We start from the raw sequence: 16,065 nt of genomic DNA, 5'->3' as shown, positions 1-16,065 counted from the left end.
CTGGCAGGATCTCCTGTAGCCAGTGGAATAACAGCAAAAAGCTGTGTCGTCCGACAAACGGCGTCAGCCCGGAGTGGTGGCGCGTGTGCAGGGGGCCGGAGGGCCGCATTGTCCGCATCGAATCTGCGCGTTCCGAATCGGCTCGACACGAACCGAAACGAATGGCCTGCTGGACGACGGGGGCTGGCGGGCTTCTGGCTTCTTGCTGTTATTTGAGCTCGGCGGGCTGCATACTGCAAGCCGAGAGATCGAGGGGAAGGAGCGCCATGCCGGCCACCACGACGATCCCTTCCCGGGCGGCAGCCGCCCGGGAAGCGTTCCTCAGCACCTTCGCCACCGAGGCCACCCGCCGCCAGCGCCGCACCTACCTCGACGAATACATCACCCACCTCGCCGCCCGACAGCAGTGCACACCCGCCCAACTGCCCACCGCCGACCTGCTCGACGAGGACAACGCCCGCACCTGGCTCACCGCAGCCCACCGCGGCGCCACCCGCCGCCGCCCCGGCCCGAACGGCCCCCACACCAGCGCCCGCACCAACTCCATGGCCGCACGCACCGCCACCCTCAACACCTTCACCCGGTTCTGCGGCCAGCCGCTCAATCTCAAGCCCCCCACCCCCGAATTCGCCGGCCGCCTCACCCCCCTCGAAGCCCACCGCACCCTGCGCCTGCTCGCCGCCCACCAGCCCGACGGCATGCTCACCCCCACCTGGCAGCGCTCCGTCGCCATCGTCGCCACCGCCGTGTGCACCCACGCCGGCTTCGCCGACCTGCACCCCATGCGCCTGGCCGACCTCGACCTCGACCACACCCCGCCCCGGGCCCGCATCAACCGCCAGTGGTACCCCCTCGACACCACCAGCCGCGACGCCCTCGCCCGCTGGCACACCACCCACCAGGCCATCACCGCCGGCCACCTCAAAACCCTGCAAGGCGGCAACGTCGAAGAACTATGGGTGACCACCGCCCCCGGCCGCCCCCGCAACGGCCGCTCAGCCCCGCCCCCCGGACTGCCCGCCGCCATCCGCACCCTGGCCGCCGCCCACCGCAAACTCACCGCCTCCGTACTGGGCACACCCCTGCTCCTGGAACAGTTCTGCAACACCGACCACCAGGAGGAGCCGAACCCTACGAGCGGCCGCCGCCCGGCAGCAGCACCAGCGCCCGGCCCAGCTGCGCGGCACTGACCGGACCGCGCTCGGGCAGCCCAGCCTCCTGCCAAGCGGCAAGCGCAGCGTCCTTGTCCCCGTCAGCCGCCTGCAGCACATGCCCCTTGGCCTCGTCCTCACCGACACTCTCGGTCTCCGGACCCAGATCCATCAGATGCGCCACCACCCGCGCCTTGTGCCGCGGATTGGAAGCCAAAGGCTCCATCTCCTTGTAAACCAGCACCCGCCGCCCCACCAGCTGCCTGGCCCGCTCGATCATCGCAGCACCCGACTCACTGTCCCCACGATCCGTACGGATCGGCTGCTCAAGCTCACCCGAGACATTACGCAGCAACAACACACCCCGCGTACTGGACTCCTCCACCGTGACACCCAACAACGTGGCAGGAAAACGCGTGGCCTGAGACAAACGCTGGATATCACGGCCGATCACGTCACCCAGAACAAACAGGTCGACGGCCAGAGCACGCACACGCGTCTGCCACACCTGCTCCTGACCCGGCGGACAAGGACCCGCAGCCTGAGCGGCGGCGACAACAAGAGGCTGATGACTGCTCACCCACACATCATCGCGCGCCTCAAACACCATGACACCAAGGGGACCGGCAGCCGTCAGCCTGCCGCCGAGACCGGAGAGCGTAACAGCCAACGACCATACGAGAGTGCCAGCCCAGGCCCCTCACGAAGAAACCGAGATGACCCGGAACGACGCCGAGTGTGGATCCGTGCTGCCGTATGAGCCCGTCCCTACGCCCGTGGCGCGCAGGGACGAGGAGGCCAGCGTCCGGTCTGCAGATTCACGTGGTGTCACCTCCGGAGTCGGTCAGGTGGGTGGGCAGCCAGGTGGCCGCTGTCTGCTGGAGTTCAGTGCTGCCTAGGGTGTGCAGGGCCTGGGTGAGGGCGCGCAGGAACACCTCGCGTTGCTGAGGGGTGCGCATGTCGGTGAGCAGTTGGTCGACGAAGCGGACGACCTCGCCGCGGAGGACGTCGTGGTCCGAGTCGCGCGGGGGCTTGAGGTCTTTTGTCTCCTTGACCAGCTGAGGGAGATCGCTGATGCGGTCGGGGTGCTGGTCGATCCACCACACGAGACGAAGATCAGAGTCGGCGAGGAGACGCTGGAGGAAGACGAGGCGACGATGAGCGTCGCGCTGTTCCAGCTCGGTTGACCGCTCACGGTGCAGGTGCTCTTCGGCCAGGTCTCGGTCTGCATCGTCGACGGTCAGACGGGCGGTGCCGTACGCCGTGAACCTGCCGGTGGGGCGGAGCGGCCGGGCGATGGCCAGATTCACGGCGTATTGCGCCGCGGTCAGTTCGAACACGCTGTAACCGGAGAGCGTGTGACGGGCGCATTCGCGAAGGTCATGACGGGCGCGGGCCGCGTGGCACTCCGAGTCCGGCGCATACCAGAACCCGTCGATGTGCGTGGTGAAGAAGACACTGCGAATACAGCTGGGGAGGCGCTCGTCATGGAGCTCGACGGTTCCCTTCGGTCCTGCTGCCTCCGGGGCCGCCGCCGGGCCGGGTGCGGCTGGCGGCGGCCCCGAACGCGGCCGTCGTCGGGCGAAGAGGGTCATGTCTGCGTCGCGTCAGACGCTCCGGTGCCGTCGGCCGCGGGAGCGGGCATATCTGCCGACGGCACTGCGGGGGCTACCTCATCGGGCCGCTCGGGTACCGGAGCAGGCAGGAGCCGATCGATCAGAACACGGCGCCGCTCTCGCCCGGTCCTCGTGGTGACACCCTCTTCTCCCACCAGCAGGAAGGAGACGCCCTCATCGCGGAGATTGCCTCTCAGTACGGCGTCAGCGATGTTGACACACTGGCTGTCCGGGACCGCGGGAGAGTCCAGCCAGGCGGCCAGCGAGTACATGGCGCTGTCGGGGGCATGGCGCCAGGCTGCGCGCCAGCCGCGGACGAACAGGCCCTCTTCGAGAGGACCATCGACTTCGTCCGGTTTGGAAACGAGTGACGGGCCGACGGGGTCCTCGTCGGTCAGGTTGGTCAGGGCGAGGAAGGCCATGGCTCCAGCCTGCTGGACCGTGGTGTTGTCGTCCTCAGCCCAGGCGACGATCTCGCCGAGAACCAGGTCGCTCAGGTCGTCCTCGGCGGCCAGTGTGCGGATGGCGCGGGCAACTGCGGTGGCACCGCTGCGGTCGGCGCGTGAAGCGAGGAGACGGAGCCTGGTGAGCGCAACGCGGGGGTAGGTGCGTCCCAGGCTGCCGGCGCAGACCTCGGCAACCGTGGTGGCCAGTTCCTCACTGAGATTCTTTTGCTTGGCAGCGTCGTAGAGGTATTTGCGGACTGCCACGCCTATGCCGGGGTGGGTCGCCGTGCTCTCCAGCACGCCGGAGGCGAGCCTGCGGTGGGCGGGACTGTCCATGCTGGTCCACTTGGTGACGACACGTAGCACTGCCTGGCCTCCGGGCCCCGCGGCCAGACGTGTGATCGCATTGGCTACGTGCTCCCGGTACTTTCCAGCGATGCCGCCCGGTGCGGCGATGTCCGAGGCCCAGCGCAGGAGCACGTCGCGCAGAGGGGGGCGCTGCTTCCATACGTGGGACAGCACGGCTTCGTGCAGTCCGTGGCGGCTCGTACTCAGAGACAGGGCATCGTCGCCGACGCGCTGTGCGCCGATGCTGTCCAGGCGGACTTGCAGATCCGGGCCGGCCAGGGGGCCGCCGGGTGGCAGGACCCCCTGCACCAGGGCGAAGAGCTTGTCGGCGGCGGCCATGACGACTTCCGCCGGTAGGCCCTCCAAGAGAGCGGTGGCGATCAGCAGCGCCCGATCGCGAAGGTGTTCCAGCTCCTCGTGTTTCTTGAACCAGTCCAGGAGATCGTCGTGCCAGTTCTCGAATTCAGCCTTGACGTCCTCCTCACCGTCAGGGGCAGCTTCGGCGGCGATCCCGGCGAGCCGCACTGCGTCGGCTGGAGCCGTCGCGGGGGTGAGCAGCTTGGCGAGCGTCCTGCCTTCGTCGAACCAGTCGAGTCGGTCCGACTTCGCGAACCGAAGGTGAGCCCGGGTGACCTCGACGGCCGAGGGCTTCACGTGGTCGACCCGGGGGATCGACACCAAAGTGCGCGGCCTCCACGTGCCCGGGGTGGCCAGGATGGTCAGGTACGCCCGGGCAGTTGCGCTTTCTTTCTGATAGCCGCTCAGGCCTTGGTAGAAATCCTGCGGCAGGGAGCTGTACGCCGACAAGTCGAGGATGAAGCCGTGGCCGGGAGTGCAGGGGATCTGCTCGGCCGTTGGGCGGTCCCAGTCAAGGACGAGGCCGTGGATGTCCTCGCCCTTGACGCCCAGGTCCCGCAGGATGCGCAGAGCCGTCGTGCGCCGCCCTGTGCCGACCGCACCGGTCAGCACCACGATGTTGTGCAGTCCGGTCGGGCGCCTGAGCAGGCTGGTCGCCCGCGCAACCTGGCCTTCCTGATGGGCCTCGGACTCCACGTGAACGTACTCGTCGTCGACAAGGGCGATCTCCTCCTCGTCGACTTCCACCGTCCTCAGGTACTGCCAGCCGCGGACGTACGTGTGGTGATGCTCCTCGTAGTCACCGGCCACCTGGGTGACCCGGGCGTGGTCCGTTGCCTCCGCCTCCAGGTGGACGCCCTCCTCCGGAACGGATGCGGTGCCGCTCATGGCCGCCTCGGCTTGATGACGGTCTGGTTGCCCCCGACCTGGTTGATCCGAGCCTTACCGCTGGCCTTGGCGTGCTGTCGGATCACCGTCGCCTTCTGCGCGGCCTCAGGGTTCTCCGCCTGCCACTGGGCGACGAACTTCAGCAGCTCGCGGGCCGCTTCCGGATCATCGTCGGCCAGGTCTTGCAGCCGCACCGCCCAGGAGTCCATTACGTCCCTGGACCGGTCCTCCGCTTCCGGAGCGGCCAGTAGCAGCTCCCTGTCGCGGTCGAGACGGGCAGCCTGTCGGGCCTCCACCTCGGTCCGTCCGCGCCCAAGCAAGCCCGCGATCCAGTCCCTGACGCCGTGCCACCCGTCCGTCGTCATGGATGCAACCAGCGCCGATGCGCCTGTCGCCCCTATCGTCGCCAGCTCTGCGGATACGTCCAACGCCGTCCCCTCCCGTGCGGCAGCAGTGACGAGCCCCATCCGTTCCCCATCAGTCCCACCCTACGAACGCGAAGAGGAACACGGCGGATTCGCAGTGTTACACGACCGAAAAGACGGGCTTGCCCGAGCCGAGGTGGACTGCAACTCGGCCGTTCCTCTTCACCGCACGTGGTACCAGGCGCCGAGGAACACGAGCACGGCGGCCCGCCGGCTGGTGCCCGGCGGCGTACTGGCTTTCTCAGCACCCCACCCGGCACAGGCTGGACGCCTTTCCCGACAGCCGACGGCAGCACCCCCTCCACCCACGACGAGACCGCTGGTGAGGATGCCCGTCAGCAGCGGGCCGTGGGCGGAGTTGAGCCAGCGCCCTCGACCTCGTCGCCCAGGCCGAACTCCAAGCCGACCAAGGCGCCATCGAGCGGGCATGCGCCACCCGGGGACGGGCCATGGACCCCTCGCCGCAGTGTCGATCGTGTCCCAGCCGATCGAGAATTCGTCGAACTTCGAGTGGGAGACCTCCACCTGGACTCCGTCGAAGTCCAGCACCACCGGGCAGTCGGCGAAGTGTTGGCACTGTCAGCCGGTTACCTGGGGGACGGTCGCAACTTCGACGAGCGGCGTCTTGGTGTCCTTCGGCATCCCCGCGTTCTGTACGGACATGACGACGACCGCCCGGTACTGCTCGGGGTGCTCCTTGACGTCCTTGAACGTCGTCCCCTGACACGGGAGGTCGACGGTGAGGGTCTTCTCGTAGGGCTTCTGCCCGACCGGGTACCCCAAGGCGGGCCCGCCGTCGATGCCAGGCGTTGCCGGGGGCTGGGTTGCGACGATGATGCCGCCTTTGAGCAGTATGGCCGTGGGGGGGACTTCACCGATCGGCAGAGACAGCATCGTCTTGGGGTCTCTGCCGGTGATCCGGTAGGAAACGGCGATCCCGGCGGCGGGGCTGAGCTTGGCAGAGATGATGGCTATCTTCACCGAGTCGCTGTCGCGGGACTGCGCGAGCGGCGGGGCAATCGTCGCCCCGCAAGCCAGGGTTCGCCGCTGCCGCTCGATCGGCGGAAGGGTGCGGGTCGGATCGGTTGTCGTGCTGCTCTTGGCGGTGCCAGCACTGCTGCCGCAGGCGGTCAGCAGGATCAGCAAGGGGGTGGCGATCAGGGCCTTCTTCATAGGGGCTCCTTCGCGAGCATGTCCGGCCGCCATTGGACGCGCAAAGGGGCGTACCGGTTCCGGTACGCCCCTTCGGGAGTGGCCTTCGGGTTAGCTGTGGGGGTTCAGGCTGAGGTCAGAATTCCTGAGAATATCTGGGGCCTCGGTCCAGTAAATCGTCTGGTTCTCGGTCGTGGACCCGGCAGAGACGATGCCGCGGGCCTGGCGGTCAGTGCTGTTGGTGACACTGAAGACCAGCGCGCCGGAATCACCCTGGGTTACGGCCCAGTTCGGCTGGTAGCCCTTGACGCCGCGCACTGAGTGCACGGTGCCGTTACTCCAGGGGAGGTTGTAGGTGACGTCTTCGTTCTGGACGGTGATGCCGCACGGGACACCGTGGCCGGTGTAGTAGGAGCGGGCACCGTCCTGGCAGACCGTCTGGCCGTTGTAGGAGTTGGCCGTTCCCTTGACGGCGTACCACTTGCCGGCGGGATCGTCGGCCTCGTCGGAGTTCGAACCGGCGCCGTTGTAACGGCCGGTATCGATGAGCTGGGCGTCCCAGTGATCGTTAGTGTTGACTACCTTGCCGATCCAATCGCCCAGGCGGTAGCCGAAGTGGCCCTCGTTATCACCTTCACCATAGATGTTGGACACCCCGTCGAAGCAGTGTGCGGCGGTAATCAGGTAGTCGCGGCCGGCGGAGTTCTCTACTGCCATACCGGCTGTGCACTGGGCGGTGCCGACGGTGTGGGCAGCGCCAAGAAGGACGTCGCCGCCGATCTGTGGAGCACCGTCGTTCCATCTCCACGAGGCGGGGCGTAACGGGTCACCGGCGACGACGGAAACTGGAGCGGCCGAGCCGGGAGCCACCGAATGGGGGCCGACGATAGCGGCGTTGACCTTGCTCTTGATCGATGCGAGCTTGCCACTCTTGCCGGTCACAGTGATGCCGGAGCTATCCGGGTTGACCGACACGGTGTAGACCTCAAGGTTGGATGCCTTGCCAGCGGCGGTGGCCTTGACGATTTGCTGGGCCTGCGCGTCTAGGTCCTTCTTCGCATACTTGGCGATCGTGATCTTGATCAGGCCAGTGTCGATACCCGGGTGGGCGGCCTTGGCCGAATCGATGAGTTTCTGGCCCCGCTGGGCGTCGGTCACGTACAAGGTGACCTTTCCGCCGTTCTCGTCCACGTACAGGTTGCCGTAGACGCCAGAATAGGCTCCCCGGCCCTGCTCACCCAAGGCGTTGGCTACCGCGTTCAGCGGAGCGACCTTCTTTGCATGGGCCAGGATAGCGGGGTCGGTGACCCTCCCCGCCCCTTTGCCGTCCTTGGCCTGCGCCGTTCCATCGCCGGCAACTAGGATGGCGGCGGTAACCAGTGCGATGGCTAAGCCTGTCGCCAACGGCTTCTTACGTATCCCCGTCAAGGAATCCTCCGCGTAAGAGAGTTCGCGCTTCGATGCAGTACACAGGGAACCTACGCGAGTTGGACCTGACGGCACAAGAGGTTTATGACCTCCCGAGCGAGCACCATGGCAGAAAGCGTCCGCTGTGAGCTGGCAGAGGCCAAGAAGGCGAACGAGGTCCTGGTAAAAGCCGCGGCCTTCTTCGCGCCAATGTCGGGCTATTGATAGTTCGTCAAACCGGCCCCAGGGGGGAATCAATGGAACCGTGGTTGGCACTGAGATTGATCTTGATCGTCTAGGCACTGCTTCTCGGATCATGATTCGGAGCCAATGAGAAGGGCTGCAACGGCGGTGCCGCGGTAGACGTATCTGCGCTTGCCGTACCGGGTCACGACGGCTCTGAACCGCTTCGGTTTGTTCACCGCCTGTTCAAGGAGCGAGCCTCACTGCGGACATGAATGAGGCCAGGGCTGGGAGGGCCCCGGTCGTAGGGATTGACGGCCTTCTCGCCGTGGTCGCTGCTGTTCGGCGGCTGCGCGAGCGGCAGGCTGGTGATGCGGAGGGCGGTGAGCCGCAGTGGACGGTCCTGGTCCGCTGAGCTCCCCAGATCCCGGGGTGGGACACCGTTCCGGAGCTGAACCGTCAGCTAGTGGTGCGGCTGCTGGCCGCGCGGATGGTGGATACCGTGGACGCGGCCGGTCGGGGCGGGGGTGAGTCCGTGGTCCCGAGGGCGTCGGCTCCGTGAGAACGGGTTGAAGGCAAGGTCCAGCCCTGGGACCGTGATCGCCTCGCAGTGGTCTATGTCCGCGCGCCAGGCCAGGTACCAGTTCACCGGCCGCGTCCGACGCCCGCGCATCCCGGTCTCCGCCTCCCAGAGGAGGCTCAAGCCTGGCGACTCCCTGAGTGGCAAGGCCAAGAAGGCCCAGGCCCTCCTGGAAACCGGCCAGGACATCGAAGCCCTGGACGAAGACGAGTTCCTGCGTCGCCTGGGCGGCTGATCCCAGCTGCGCACCGCTGTCGCCACAGCCAGGGATCACCGCTGCGTTCAAACGTGTCTATTTCCAGGCATTTCGGCGATTTCATGCCGACCGCACCGCAATGAGGCGGCCACAAGCCGCAGATGCCTGCCAAGAGAGACCTGCCCGCATACGGCCCCCGCGGATCACGGGGATACGCCATCCTTGTACCCGGCGCCAGGGCTCCGGCCCCGCTGCAACGCTTTCTGGTCTGACGAGGTGCACCCGCATGAAGTCCCAATCAACGCTGGCGACCTGGCTGGGCAGCCTCGACGGCTCTCGTCTGGCACGCGTGCTCGGGACGCGAAAGGACACCGTGTCCCCTCCGGAGCCGCGCTCGGTGGGGGAACTGGCGGATCGTCTTCAACGCCCGGGATCGGTGGCACTGGTCCTGCCGCGGCTCGCGCTGCCGCACCTGCAAGTGGCCGAGGCGCTGGCGACGTTGGGTGTGCCCGCACGGCGCGATGCCCTGGCAGAACGGCTGGGAGCGGCGGACGAGGAGAAAACCCGTGAACTGGAAGCCGTCCTGGAGACGCTGGCCGATCATGCTCTGGTCTGGCCGGACGGCGCGGGGAAACTCCGCATGGCCACACCGCTGAGGCGGGCATGGGACACGCCCCTGGGACTGGATGCCCCACTGGAGGAACTCCTCACGAACACGACCTCCGACGAACTGCGCAGCATGCTGGCGACACTGGGCCTCAAGCCGCCGGGCACCAAGGCGCAGCGGCTGGCTGCCCTGGTGGAACACCATAGCGACGCGAAGCGGATCGCCTCAGTGGTCGCCAAGGCCCCCGCGGCGACCCGCGAGATGCTCGAACGCCGAGCAGGGGCCGGGCTGGAGGAGTTCTCACGGGTCATCATGCGCGGGCATCCGAGCCCCGGTCTGGAACCGGGCGCCCAATGGGCACTGGAACGGGGACTCCTGCTCCGGGACCGTCACCGCTTCGGTCCGGCCCGTATGCCTGCCGAGGTGGCGCTCGCGCTGCGCGGGCCCGGCTGGCACGCCCCGTTCCAACCCCTCCCGCCTTCCGCGGGATTGGTGGCTGTCACCGCGGCGGAGGTGGACCGCGAGGCGTCAGCCGCGGCCGCGGCGTTCGCTGCCCGTGCCGCCTCGGTCCTGTCGGTCTGCTCGGCGGCCGCGCCGGCCCGGCTGAAGTCCGGCGGGATCGGCGCGCGTGAACTGGCCCGGATCGGCAAGGCCGCCCAGGCCGATGACGCCGTGGTACGCCTGACCCTGGAGACCTCGTACGTCGCCGACCTGCTGGGCCGGGACGGCGACCGCATGGCACCCAGTGAGGCATACGACGCCTGGGCAGAACAGGAACCCGCGGAGCAGTTCGCCGTACTGCTTCAGGTATGGCGCAATCTGCCGTTCGCCCCGACCCAGGCGCGTGACGAGGACAACAAGGCTCTCCCCGCCCTCGCCGGCGCACCGCCCTGCAACGGCTGTGTGCAGGCCCGCCACGGGCTGTTGGCCGCAGCCGCGCGGCTCCCGGCAGGGCAGGGCGTGAAGGTGACGTCGGATCTGGGGCCCCTGATCGCCTGGCACCGCCCGCTCGCCGACTCCTCGCCCCGGGACGGAGCTCCGTTCGCCACCGTGATCCGTGAGGCCGAGCTCCTCGGCGTACTTGCGCGCGGCGCCCTGTCCGCCCTTGGCATCCATCTGCGGACCGGCGACACGGAAGGGCTGAGCATCGAGTGCCGGCGGTTGCTGCCCTCGGCCACCGCGACGGCACGGATCGGCGCCGACCTCACCGCCGTCGTCACCGGCACGCCGTCCGCGCGGCTGGCCGCACTCCTGGACTCCGTTGCCGACCGGGAGGCCAGCGGTACGGCATCGGTGTGGCGGTTCAGCACCGGCAGCATCCGGCGGGCTCTGGACACCGGCCGTACCCCCGAGGACATCACCGCCGACCTGACTACTGTCGCCGCCGGGGCCCTGCCACAGCCGCTGTCGTACCTGATCACGGACACCGCACGCGCCCACGGGCGCGTACGCATTGCCCCCGCGGCCTGCGTCCTCCACAGCGACGAGCCCGCCCTCCTGGCCGAACTCGCCGCTCACCGCAGGCTCGCGAGGCTTGGACTGCGGCAGCTGGCGCCGACGGTGCTGATCAGCCGCAGCCCGCTCGACACCACTCTCGCCGCGCTGCGGGCCGAAGGGTACGCCCCTGTCGCCGAGACGGCTGAGGGCACGGTACGCATCGAAAAGGCCCCGCCCTGGCGGGCCGCCGCTCCCGTGCCGGCTCCGCGCGGCACCAGCACGGGGGACAGCCGCCGGATCGTTGCCACCAGCACCGCGAAGGCACCCGCCGCCATCGACCCGAACGCCCTGGCGGCCCGGCTGCTGGCCGCCCCGGCGACGCTTCCGGAACCGGCACCGTTCGACCAGGGAGTGCCCTTCGCCACCGACACCGAGGAGATCGTCGCGGGGTGGGCGAAATTGCTGCCGTACACCGATGTCCGCCAGCTCGCCCACGCCATCGACACCGGTCAGGCCATCACCGTCGAATACGTCGCCACCTCGGGCAACCGGACCGTGCGCACCCTCAGCCACCTCATGCTCGACCCGCCCTACCTCGAAGCCTGGTGCCACCTGAGGGACGCTGAGCGCGTTTTCACCCTCTCCCGGATCCACAGCGTCTTGGGTGTCATGCCCGGATGAGAAGAAGGGCGGTATCGACAGGGACAGCGTCTCTATCGGTACCACCTCCTAGGGAAGGCTCGCCCGTGCGTCGTTTTATCGGGCGGGACCACGAGCTGAACGTACTCGGCAACGCCTTGCAGGCGGTTCACGAGCCGTCGCGTCGGCGAATCCAGGTCAGTGCAGCCTCATGCGCCGGCGAAGGTGGGTCGGCAAGTCCAGCCTCATCGAGGAATCCCTCCGGCGCACCGAGACGCCGATCCTCTTCTTCACCGCAGCGGGAGGCACGGCGGAGGACGAACTGACGGAGCTGCTCGACGCCGTCGCCAGATCCACCCTGCCGGAGCGGGCACTGCTCTCAGTGGAGAGCCCGATGCAGTGGAATGCGGCATACCCGGCTGCTTGCGGAGGTCCTCCCCGACGACAGCCCGGGCGTTGCCGCCAGCCGGCTGACGTCGCGAACCCCGCACCGGAGGACAACACGATGTCAGTCATGTCAGCCCCGTCCCGGCCCCGGAAAGAGATTCCGCTGAACGACCGGCGTGCAGACCACCAGTCAGCACATCCAGGCGCTGGGGCACCAGTGAATGGCTGCGGCGCACGGCCGTTCCGGAGCTCCGGGAGACAGCACCTGGAAGTGTCCGAACGCGAAGGCAGCGGTACAGAACCAGCGAAGCACACCATACGGAAGAGTGCCCGTATGACTGAGGGTGGGGAATTCCAAGACGGTCTCGCGGAGCGGATCGCACGCTTCGACCGGGAAGAAGCCGGATGGTTCGCGGACAGGGCCGAGGAGGAACGGCGCCAGGTACACTGGAAGAGTTCCCGCTGGAGAAGTGGGGCGACCTGCCGTTGGAGCGTTACACACTGGGCCCTGATGCCGGTGCCCTCCCGGGGCGCTCCTTCTGCCGCCTGATGGAGTACGGGACCGACACCTTCGGCAGTATCCGGGGCGGCAGCGCGGCGAAGCATATCATCTTCCAGCACCGAGGGGGCGGCTGGCGGATCGTTCCCGCCTCTCTGCGCGACATCGAACCGCGCGAAGCGTGGAACCGAGTGCGCGGCGAGTTCGTGACGGCCTTCTCAGCGGCGAAGGAGCAGGCATACGGCCGCATCGACGAACTGGAGTCGCTGTCCTACGGACAGGCACTGACCACCAAGGCGTTGGCTGTCTACTTCCCCGACGAGTTCCTGCCGGTCTTCTCTTTCTCCCGTCTCCGCGACGCGGATAAGAAGTACGCAGCCCTCGAGTGGCCGACTGCGGGCTGGTGTCCGCAGTCGGCCCTCAGCTGGGCGGCGACGCAAAGTGCCACTCCCTGACGGCTCCAATGCTGAAGGTGAGCGGCGGTGCGCGGATCAGCTGCGAGGGATACGCGACCGGTGGCGCTGAGCCATGCGGCGGGAAGGGGACACCCGGATGCGCACAGGGCGCGTGAAGTGGGGGGCCCTGTGCGGCCGTGCCGTGCCTCGGTTGCCGATGGAAGGCCGATGCTGCGATCGCGGCCGGCCGGGGGCGAGTGCCACCGAGGCGATCATCAACAAAATGGCGGCGATTGACCAGGCCGGATAGATCTGGACGAGCGCCGGCGTGACGGAAGAGACCACGGCGACCAGCCAGCGCGCCGTACTCCTTGAGCGGGCTCCGAACGCCGACAACAGCTCTTTCCAAGCCAGCCTGATCATCGTCTGCCACCTCGCATCCTTGGGTGTCCTGCTCTGCCCTACCAGGGGACCAAGGCGGAAACGGACACACAGGGCTCACAAGGGGGGCTCATACATCACGATGCACGGACAGGCCAACTGCGGCCATTTACGCTGGAATTGGAGACAGGGGGGACAACGAAGGCGGTGGCAATGGGAGGATCTTTCCCGCGCGAAGCCAACGTGCAGTTAGAGAAGTTGATCGCTGAAGCCGGCATCAGCCACAAGAGACTGGCACACCGGTTGAACGAGATCTGTGTGACCGAGGGGATCGCCAGCGAGTACACGCACACTTCCGTGGTCAACTGGTCCCGGCGGGGCATGCTGCCACGGTGGCCGGTCCCACGGCACATCTGCACGGTGCTGGCCGAGAGGCTGGGGCGTCCAGTCAGCCTCGCGGACATCGGCATGGAATCGGCACGAGTCGACACCTCGGTCGGTCTCGCCTTTCACAGAGACCAACGGCAGGCGCTTGCCGAGGCAACCTCGTATTGGAGCACTGTGAACCGACGCAACTTCCTGGCAGCCGTGCCGTTCGCCGCCACCGCGTTCTCCGAACCGGTAACCCGATGGCTGGTCAGCCCCACCGAACCCATGACACCGCAAGGCGGAGCAATCACGCTCGGCCGTTCCCACATCGAGGAGCTCCGCGCCGCAGCCGATGCCGCGCGGACCTGGGACTCCCGGTTCGGCGGGGCAGCCTGGAAGTCCCACTCCCTGACCGAATACCTCCACCAGCGCGTCACGCCGATGCTCCGCGCCAAGTACTCGGAAGGGGACGGCCGCGATCTGTTATCCGTCGCCGCGGAGATGGCCCGGTTGGCCGGATGGACCGCGTTCGACGCCGGCCAGCACCAGACCGCGCAGCGCCACTTCATCCAGGCTCTGCGGCTGGCCAAAGCCGGCGGTGACATCCACCTGGGCTCATACATCCTGACCACGATGGCGATGCAGGCCCTGATGCGGGGGTTCGCCTCGCAGGCCATCGACATGGCGCAGGGGGCGTTCGAACGGGTACCGGCCGCCGATCCCCGGGTGCTGGGTTTCGCCAAGCTGATCGAAGCACGCGCGCATGCCCGGGAGAAGGATATGCGCGCGGCATGTGCCTGCCTTGCGACCGCCGAGCAACTTCAGGAACGCGGACAGGCTGAGGGCACTGGGGACCGACCCTGGATCGACTTCTTCACCCGGCAGCGGATCATCACGGATGCCGCGGAGATCTTCCGTGACCTCGGGCGTCCGAAGTCCACCTTCGCGTGGCACGCGCTGGGAGCGATGCCCGGGGACGCCTTCGCCAGGTCACGGGGGGTCCGGCTCTCCGTCCTGGCCACGGCACACGCCCAGCAGGGGGACTTGGACGCCGGTCTGCAGCTCGGAGGCGAGTCACTGCGGCTCTTCTCCCGGCTCCAAACCGTACGCGGCCTCGACTACCTCAAGATCTTCACGGATTCGCTCCGCCCCTGGCACTGCGAGAAGGCTGTTATGTCCTACATCGACCAGGTCAAGCAACTGGCCTCCACCTTGCCCACTGGCTGACGCTCAGCCTGTAGCCGACGGTGGCTGCAGGAGCCCCTCGAGCGAGGCTCAGCACCGGGCCGCTGCAGGATGTTGACACCAACGCCGAACAACCGGCCCGCACCTGCCCTGATCAGGCGGCCCGGTTGGGCTGTTCGCTCCTCGCTGGCATCGCGTCGGCGACAAGGGCGGCGAGGAAGGCCAGGCGAACATGGCCAAGGTGACATGCCGATGCTGACAAGCGGCCGAGGCAGTCACTCACTGGCCATCAGGCTGCACTCGCCACCACGGTGGGGCCGGGGCAAGCGCCTTGCCCAGATTCCTTGACTGCGGCAGGCCTTCCGCCATTCGTCCACCTGACCCAGACCTCTACGGCCGTGCGAAGGCGAGGAAGCCCGCCTCCGCCCGGACGCACTCTTCCGTGTCCGCGCCGGCTGCGCCAGACTGCGCCTCGTCCCTCGTCCTCACCGACACGAGCAGGGGTCACGTCGTGGCAGGCAGGCACTCCGGCGGAAACGCGCGGCAGGAAGGCTGAAACCCCGACAAGCACGGTGGCAGCGGCGAGCCGCCACCCACGGCAGCACCTTCCCGGCCCGGCACGCTCGTACTGACGCCAGACGTCATGCCGGGGAACGTACGAGGCGGGCAGTCGCCCGCTCGCCCTGCCCTGCCAGGCACGTTCACCACTCGGTGCAGATAAGAGAGAAGGGATCGGGTCATGCAAGTACGCAAGCGGCTCGCGCTCGCCGCGACGGCACTCACCGTGGTCGGCGGTCTTGCCGCAGCAGTCCCCGCCCAGGCGGGAACTCCCGCTTCCGTGACGGCACACGTAGTACGGACGACAGAAGACGCGCTGAGCTTCCCCGGCACCTACCAGTGGCTGCCGGAGCACTTCAGCGGCCCATGCATCACCGCCCACGGGGGCGTACGCAAGGGGGCGAAAATCGACCAATACCGTTGCGTCGGACAGTCGAACCAGAAGTGGTACATCGAAGCGTACGACTTACTTGTGTGCCAAATTCACCCAGCGGGCAACGCGAACCTCTGCGTCGACCTCCCCAACTACTGCAAGGGCACACAACCCATCCTCTGGAACCGCAACGGCCAAAGGAACCAGGAGTTCCTCATCCATTGCAGTGGCTCACAGCGCCACTGTCAGATGACACCGCAAGCGGGCGACCAACACGACAAGTGCCTGTCAGTGGAGGGCGGGAAGACAGCCAACAACACCCCTCTCATCTTGTGGCAGTGCAACGGGGCCCGTGACCAGAAATTCACCTTCCGCTGACGGGCCTCCATCCGAGCGTGTCTGAAAGATCGTGTAAGTCCGTGATGTGACAGGCTGGCCGGGGCCTTGACCTGGGCCTTTGCCAGCCGGGACGGACGGACATGAACG

12 protein-coding genes and 1 pseudogene are annotated in these 16,065 nt (G+C 67.6%); 7 read left to right on the top strand and 6 right to left on the bottom strand.

The genetic code is table 11. The features are described from left to right. Positions 1-266: 266 nt before the first annotated feature. Positions 267-1,190, top strand: a complete 924-nt coding sequence (locus tag ACIHFE_RS29705; RefSeq protein WP_400111441.1) for a hypothetical protein — start codon at positions 267-269, stop codon at positions 1,188-1,190. On the opposite strand, the gene ACIHFE_RS29700 is transcribed toward ACIHFE_RS29705, so the two are convergent. The 6 genes from ACIHFE_RS29700 to ACIHFE_RS29675 form a co-directional block, all read right to left on the bottom strand. Then, a complete protein-coding gene (locus ACIHFE_RS29700) occupies positions 1,132-1,761 on the bottom strand; it encodes a hypothetical protein (RefSeq protein ID WP_400111439.1) in 630 nt (209 codons plus the stop codon). The two genes, ACIHFE_RS29705 and ACIHFE_RS29700, sit on opposite strands and share 59 nt — an antisense overlap. 208 nt (positions 1,762-1,969) lie before the next feature. Next, complete coding sequence (locus tag ACIHFE_RS29695; protein WP_400111437.1) at positions 1,970-2,746, bottom strand: hypothetical protein; 777 nt, start codon at positions 2,744-2,746, stop codon at positions 1,970-1,972. Further along, a complete protein-coding gene (locus ACIHFE_RS29690) occupies positions 2,743-4,806 on the bottom strand; it encodes a hypothetical protein (RefSeq protein WP_400111435.1) in 2,064 nt (687 codons plus the stop codon). Before ACIHFE_RS29690 ends, ACIHFE_RS29695 begins: the two co-directional genes overlap by 4 nt. Further along, positions 4,803-5,273 (bottom strand): hypothetical protein, encoded by a 471-nt coding sequence (locus ACIHFE_RS29685; RefSeq protein ID WP_400111433.1) that lies wholly within the window; start codon positions 5,271-5,273, stop codon positions 4,803-4,805. Before ACIHFE_RS29685 ends, ACIHFE_RS29690 begins: the two co-directional genes overlap by 4 nt. Positions 5,274-5,810: 537 nt before the next feature. Further along, the gene (locus ACIHFE_RS29680; RefSeq protein ID WP_400111431.1) at positions 5,811-6,404 is read right to left on the bottom strand and encodes a hypothetical protein; all 594 of its coding nucleotides are present in this window, start codon (positions 6,402-6,404) and stop codon (positions 5,811-5,813) included. Positions 6,405-6,494: 90 nt separating this feature from the next. Then, positions 6,495-7,811, bottom strand: coding sequence for a hypothetical protein (locus tag ACIHFE_RS29675; RefSeq protein WP_400111429.1), 1,317 nt, complete (start codon positions 7,809-7,811; stop codon positions 6,495-6,497). A 758-nt stretch (positions 7,812-8,569) separates the two neighbouring features. Here ACIHFE_RS29675 and ACIHFE_RS29670 point away from each other — a divergent pair. From ACIHFE_RS29670 to ACIHFE_RS29645, 6 genes and pseudogenes are all read left to right on the top strand, one after another. Next, positions 8,570-8,788 carry a hypothetical protein gene (locus ACIHFE_RS29670; protein WP_400111427.1) on the top strand — a complete coding sequence of 73 codons (219 nt, stop codon included), beginning with the start codon at positions 8,570-8,572 and terminating at the stop codon, positions 8,786-8,788. A 247-nt stretch (positions 8,789-9,035) separates the two neighbouring features. Further along, the gene (locus tag ACIHFE_RS29665) at positions 9,036-11,474 is read left to right on the top strand and encodes a helicase C-terminal domain-containing protein (protein WP_400111426.1); all 2,439 of its coding nucleotides are present in this window, start codon (positions 9,036-9,038) and stop codon (positions 11,472-11,474) included. 65 nt (positions 11,475-11,539) lie between these two features. Beyond that, a pseudogene (locus ACIHFE_RS29660) lies at positions 11,540-11,890 on the top strand (ATP-binding protein); the annotation flags it as partial. 334 nt (positions 11,891-12,224) lie between these two features. Continuing rightward, positions 12,225-12,773, top strand: coding sequence for a hypothetical protein (locus ACIHFE_RS29655; protein WP_400111424.1), 549 nt, complete (start codon positions 12,225-12,227; stop codon positions 12,771-12,773). A 564-nt stretch (positions 12,774-13,337) separates the two neighbouring features. Next, positions 13,338-14,690 (top strand): sporulation protein, encoded by a 1,353-nt coding sequence (locus ACIHFE_RS29650; protein WP_400111422.1) that lies wholly within the window; start codon positions 13,338-13,340, stop codon positions 14,688-14,690. Positions 14,691-15,387: 697 nt separating this feature from the next. Next, positions 15,388-15,957: an RICIN domain-containing protein gene (locus ACIHFE_RS29645; RefSeq protein WP_400111421.1), complete on the top strand. Its 570-nt coding sequence runs from the start codon at positions 15,388-15,390 to the stop codon at positions 15,955-15,957. Positions 15,958-16,065: the final 108 nt, after the last annotated feature.

The sequence above is a fragment of the Streptomyces sp. NPDC052396 genome, assembly GCF_044593195.1.
Taxonomy (GTDB): domain Bacteria; phylum Actinomycetota; class Actinomycetes; order Streptomycetales; family Streptomycetaceae; genus Streptomyces.
The sequence above is the reverse complement of the archived record's forward strand: the minus strand, read 5'-3'. Positions and strand labels throughout refer to the sequence as shown.

Coding starts and splice junctions, on each gene's coding strand:
- ACIHFE_RS29705 (WP_400111441.1), top strand. CDS start 267: ATGCCGGCCACCACGACGATCCCTTCCCGGGCGGCAGCCGCCCGGGAA.
- ACIHFE_RS29700 (WP_400111439.1), bottom strand. CDS start 1,761: ATGGTGTTTGAGGCGCGCGATGATGTGTGGGTGAGCAGTCATCAGCCT.
- ACIHFE_RS29695 (WP_400111437.1), bottom strand. CDS start 2,746: ATGACCCTCTTCGCCCGACGACGGCCGCGTTCGGGGCCGCCGCCAGCC.
- ACIHFE_RS29690 (WP_400111435.1), bottom strand. CDS start 4,806: ATGAGCGGCACCGCATCCGTTCCGGAGGAGGGCGTCCACCTGGAGGCG.
- ACIHFE_RS29685 (WP_400111433.1), bottom strand. CDS start 5,273: ATGGGGCTCGTCACTGCTGCCGCACGGGAGGGGACGGCGTTGGACGTA.
- ACIHFE_RS29680 (WP_400111431.1), bottom strand. CDS start 6,404: ATGAAGAAGGCCCTGATCGCCACCCCCTTGCTGATCCTGCTGACCGCC.
- ACIHFE_RS29665 (WP_400111426.1), top strand. CDS start 9,036: ATGAAGTCCCAATCAACGCTGGCGACCTGGCTGGGCAGCCTCGACGGC.
- ACIHFE_RS29655 (WP_400111424.1), top strand. CDS start 12,225: ATGGTTCGCGGACAGGGCCGAGGAGGAACGGCGCCAGGTACACTGGAA.
- ACIHFE_RS29645 (WP_400111421.1), top strand. CDS start 15,388: ATGCAAGTACGCAAGCGGCTCGCGCTCGCCGCGACGGCACTCACCGTG.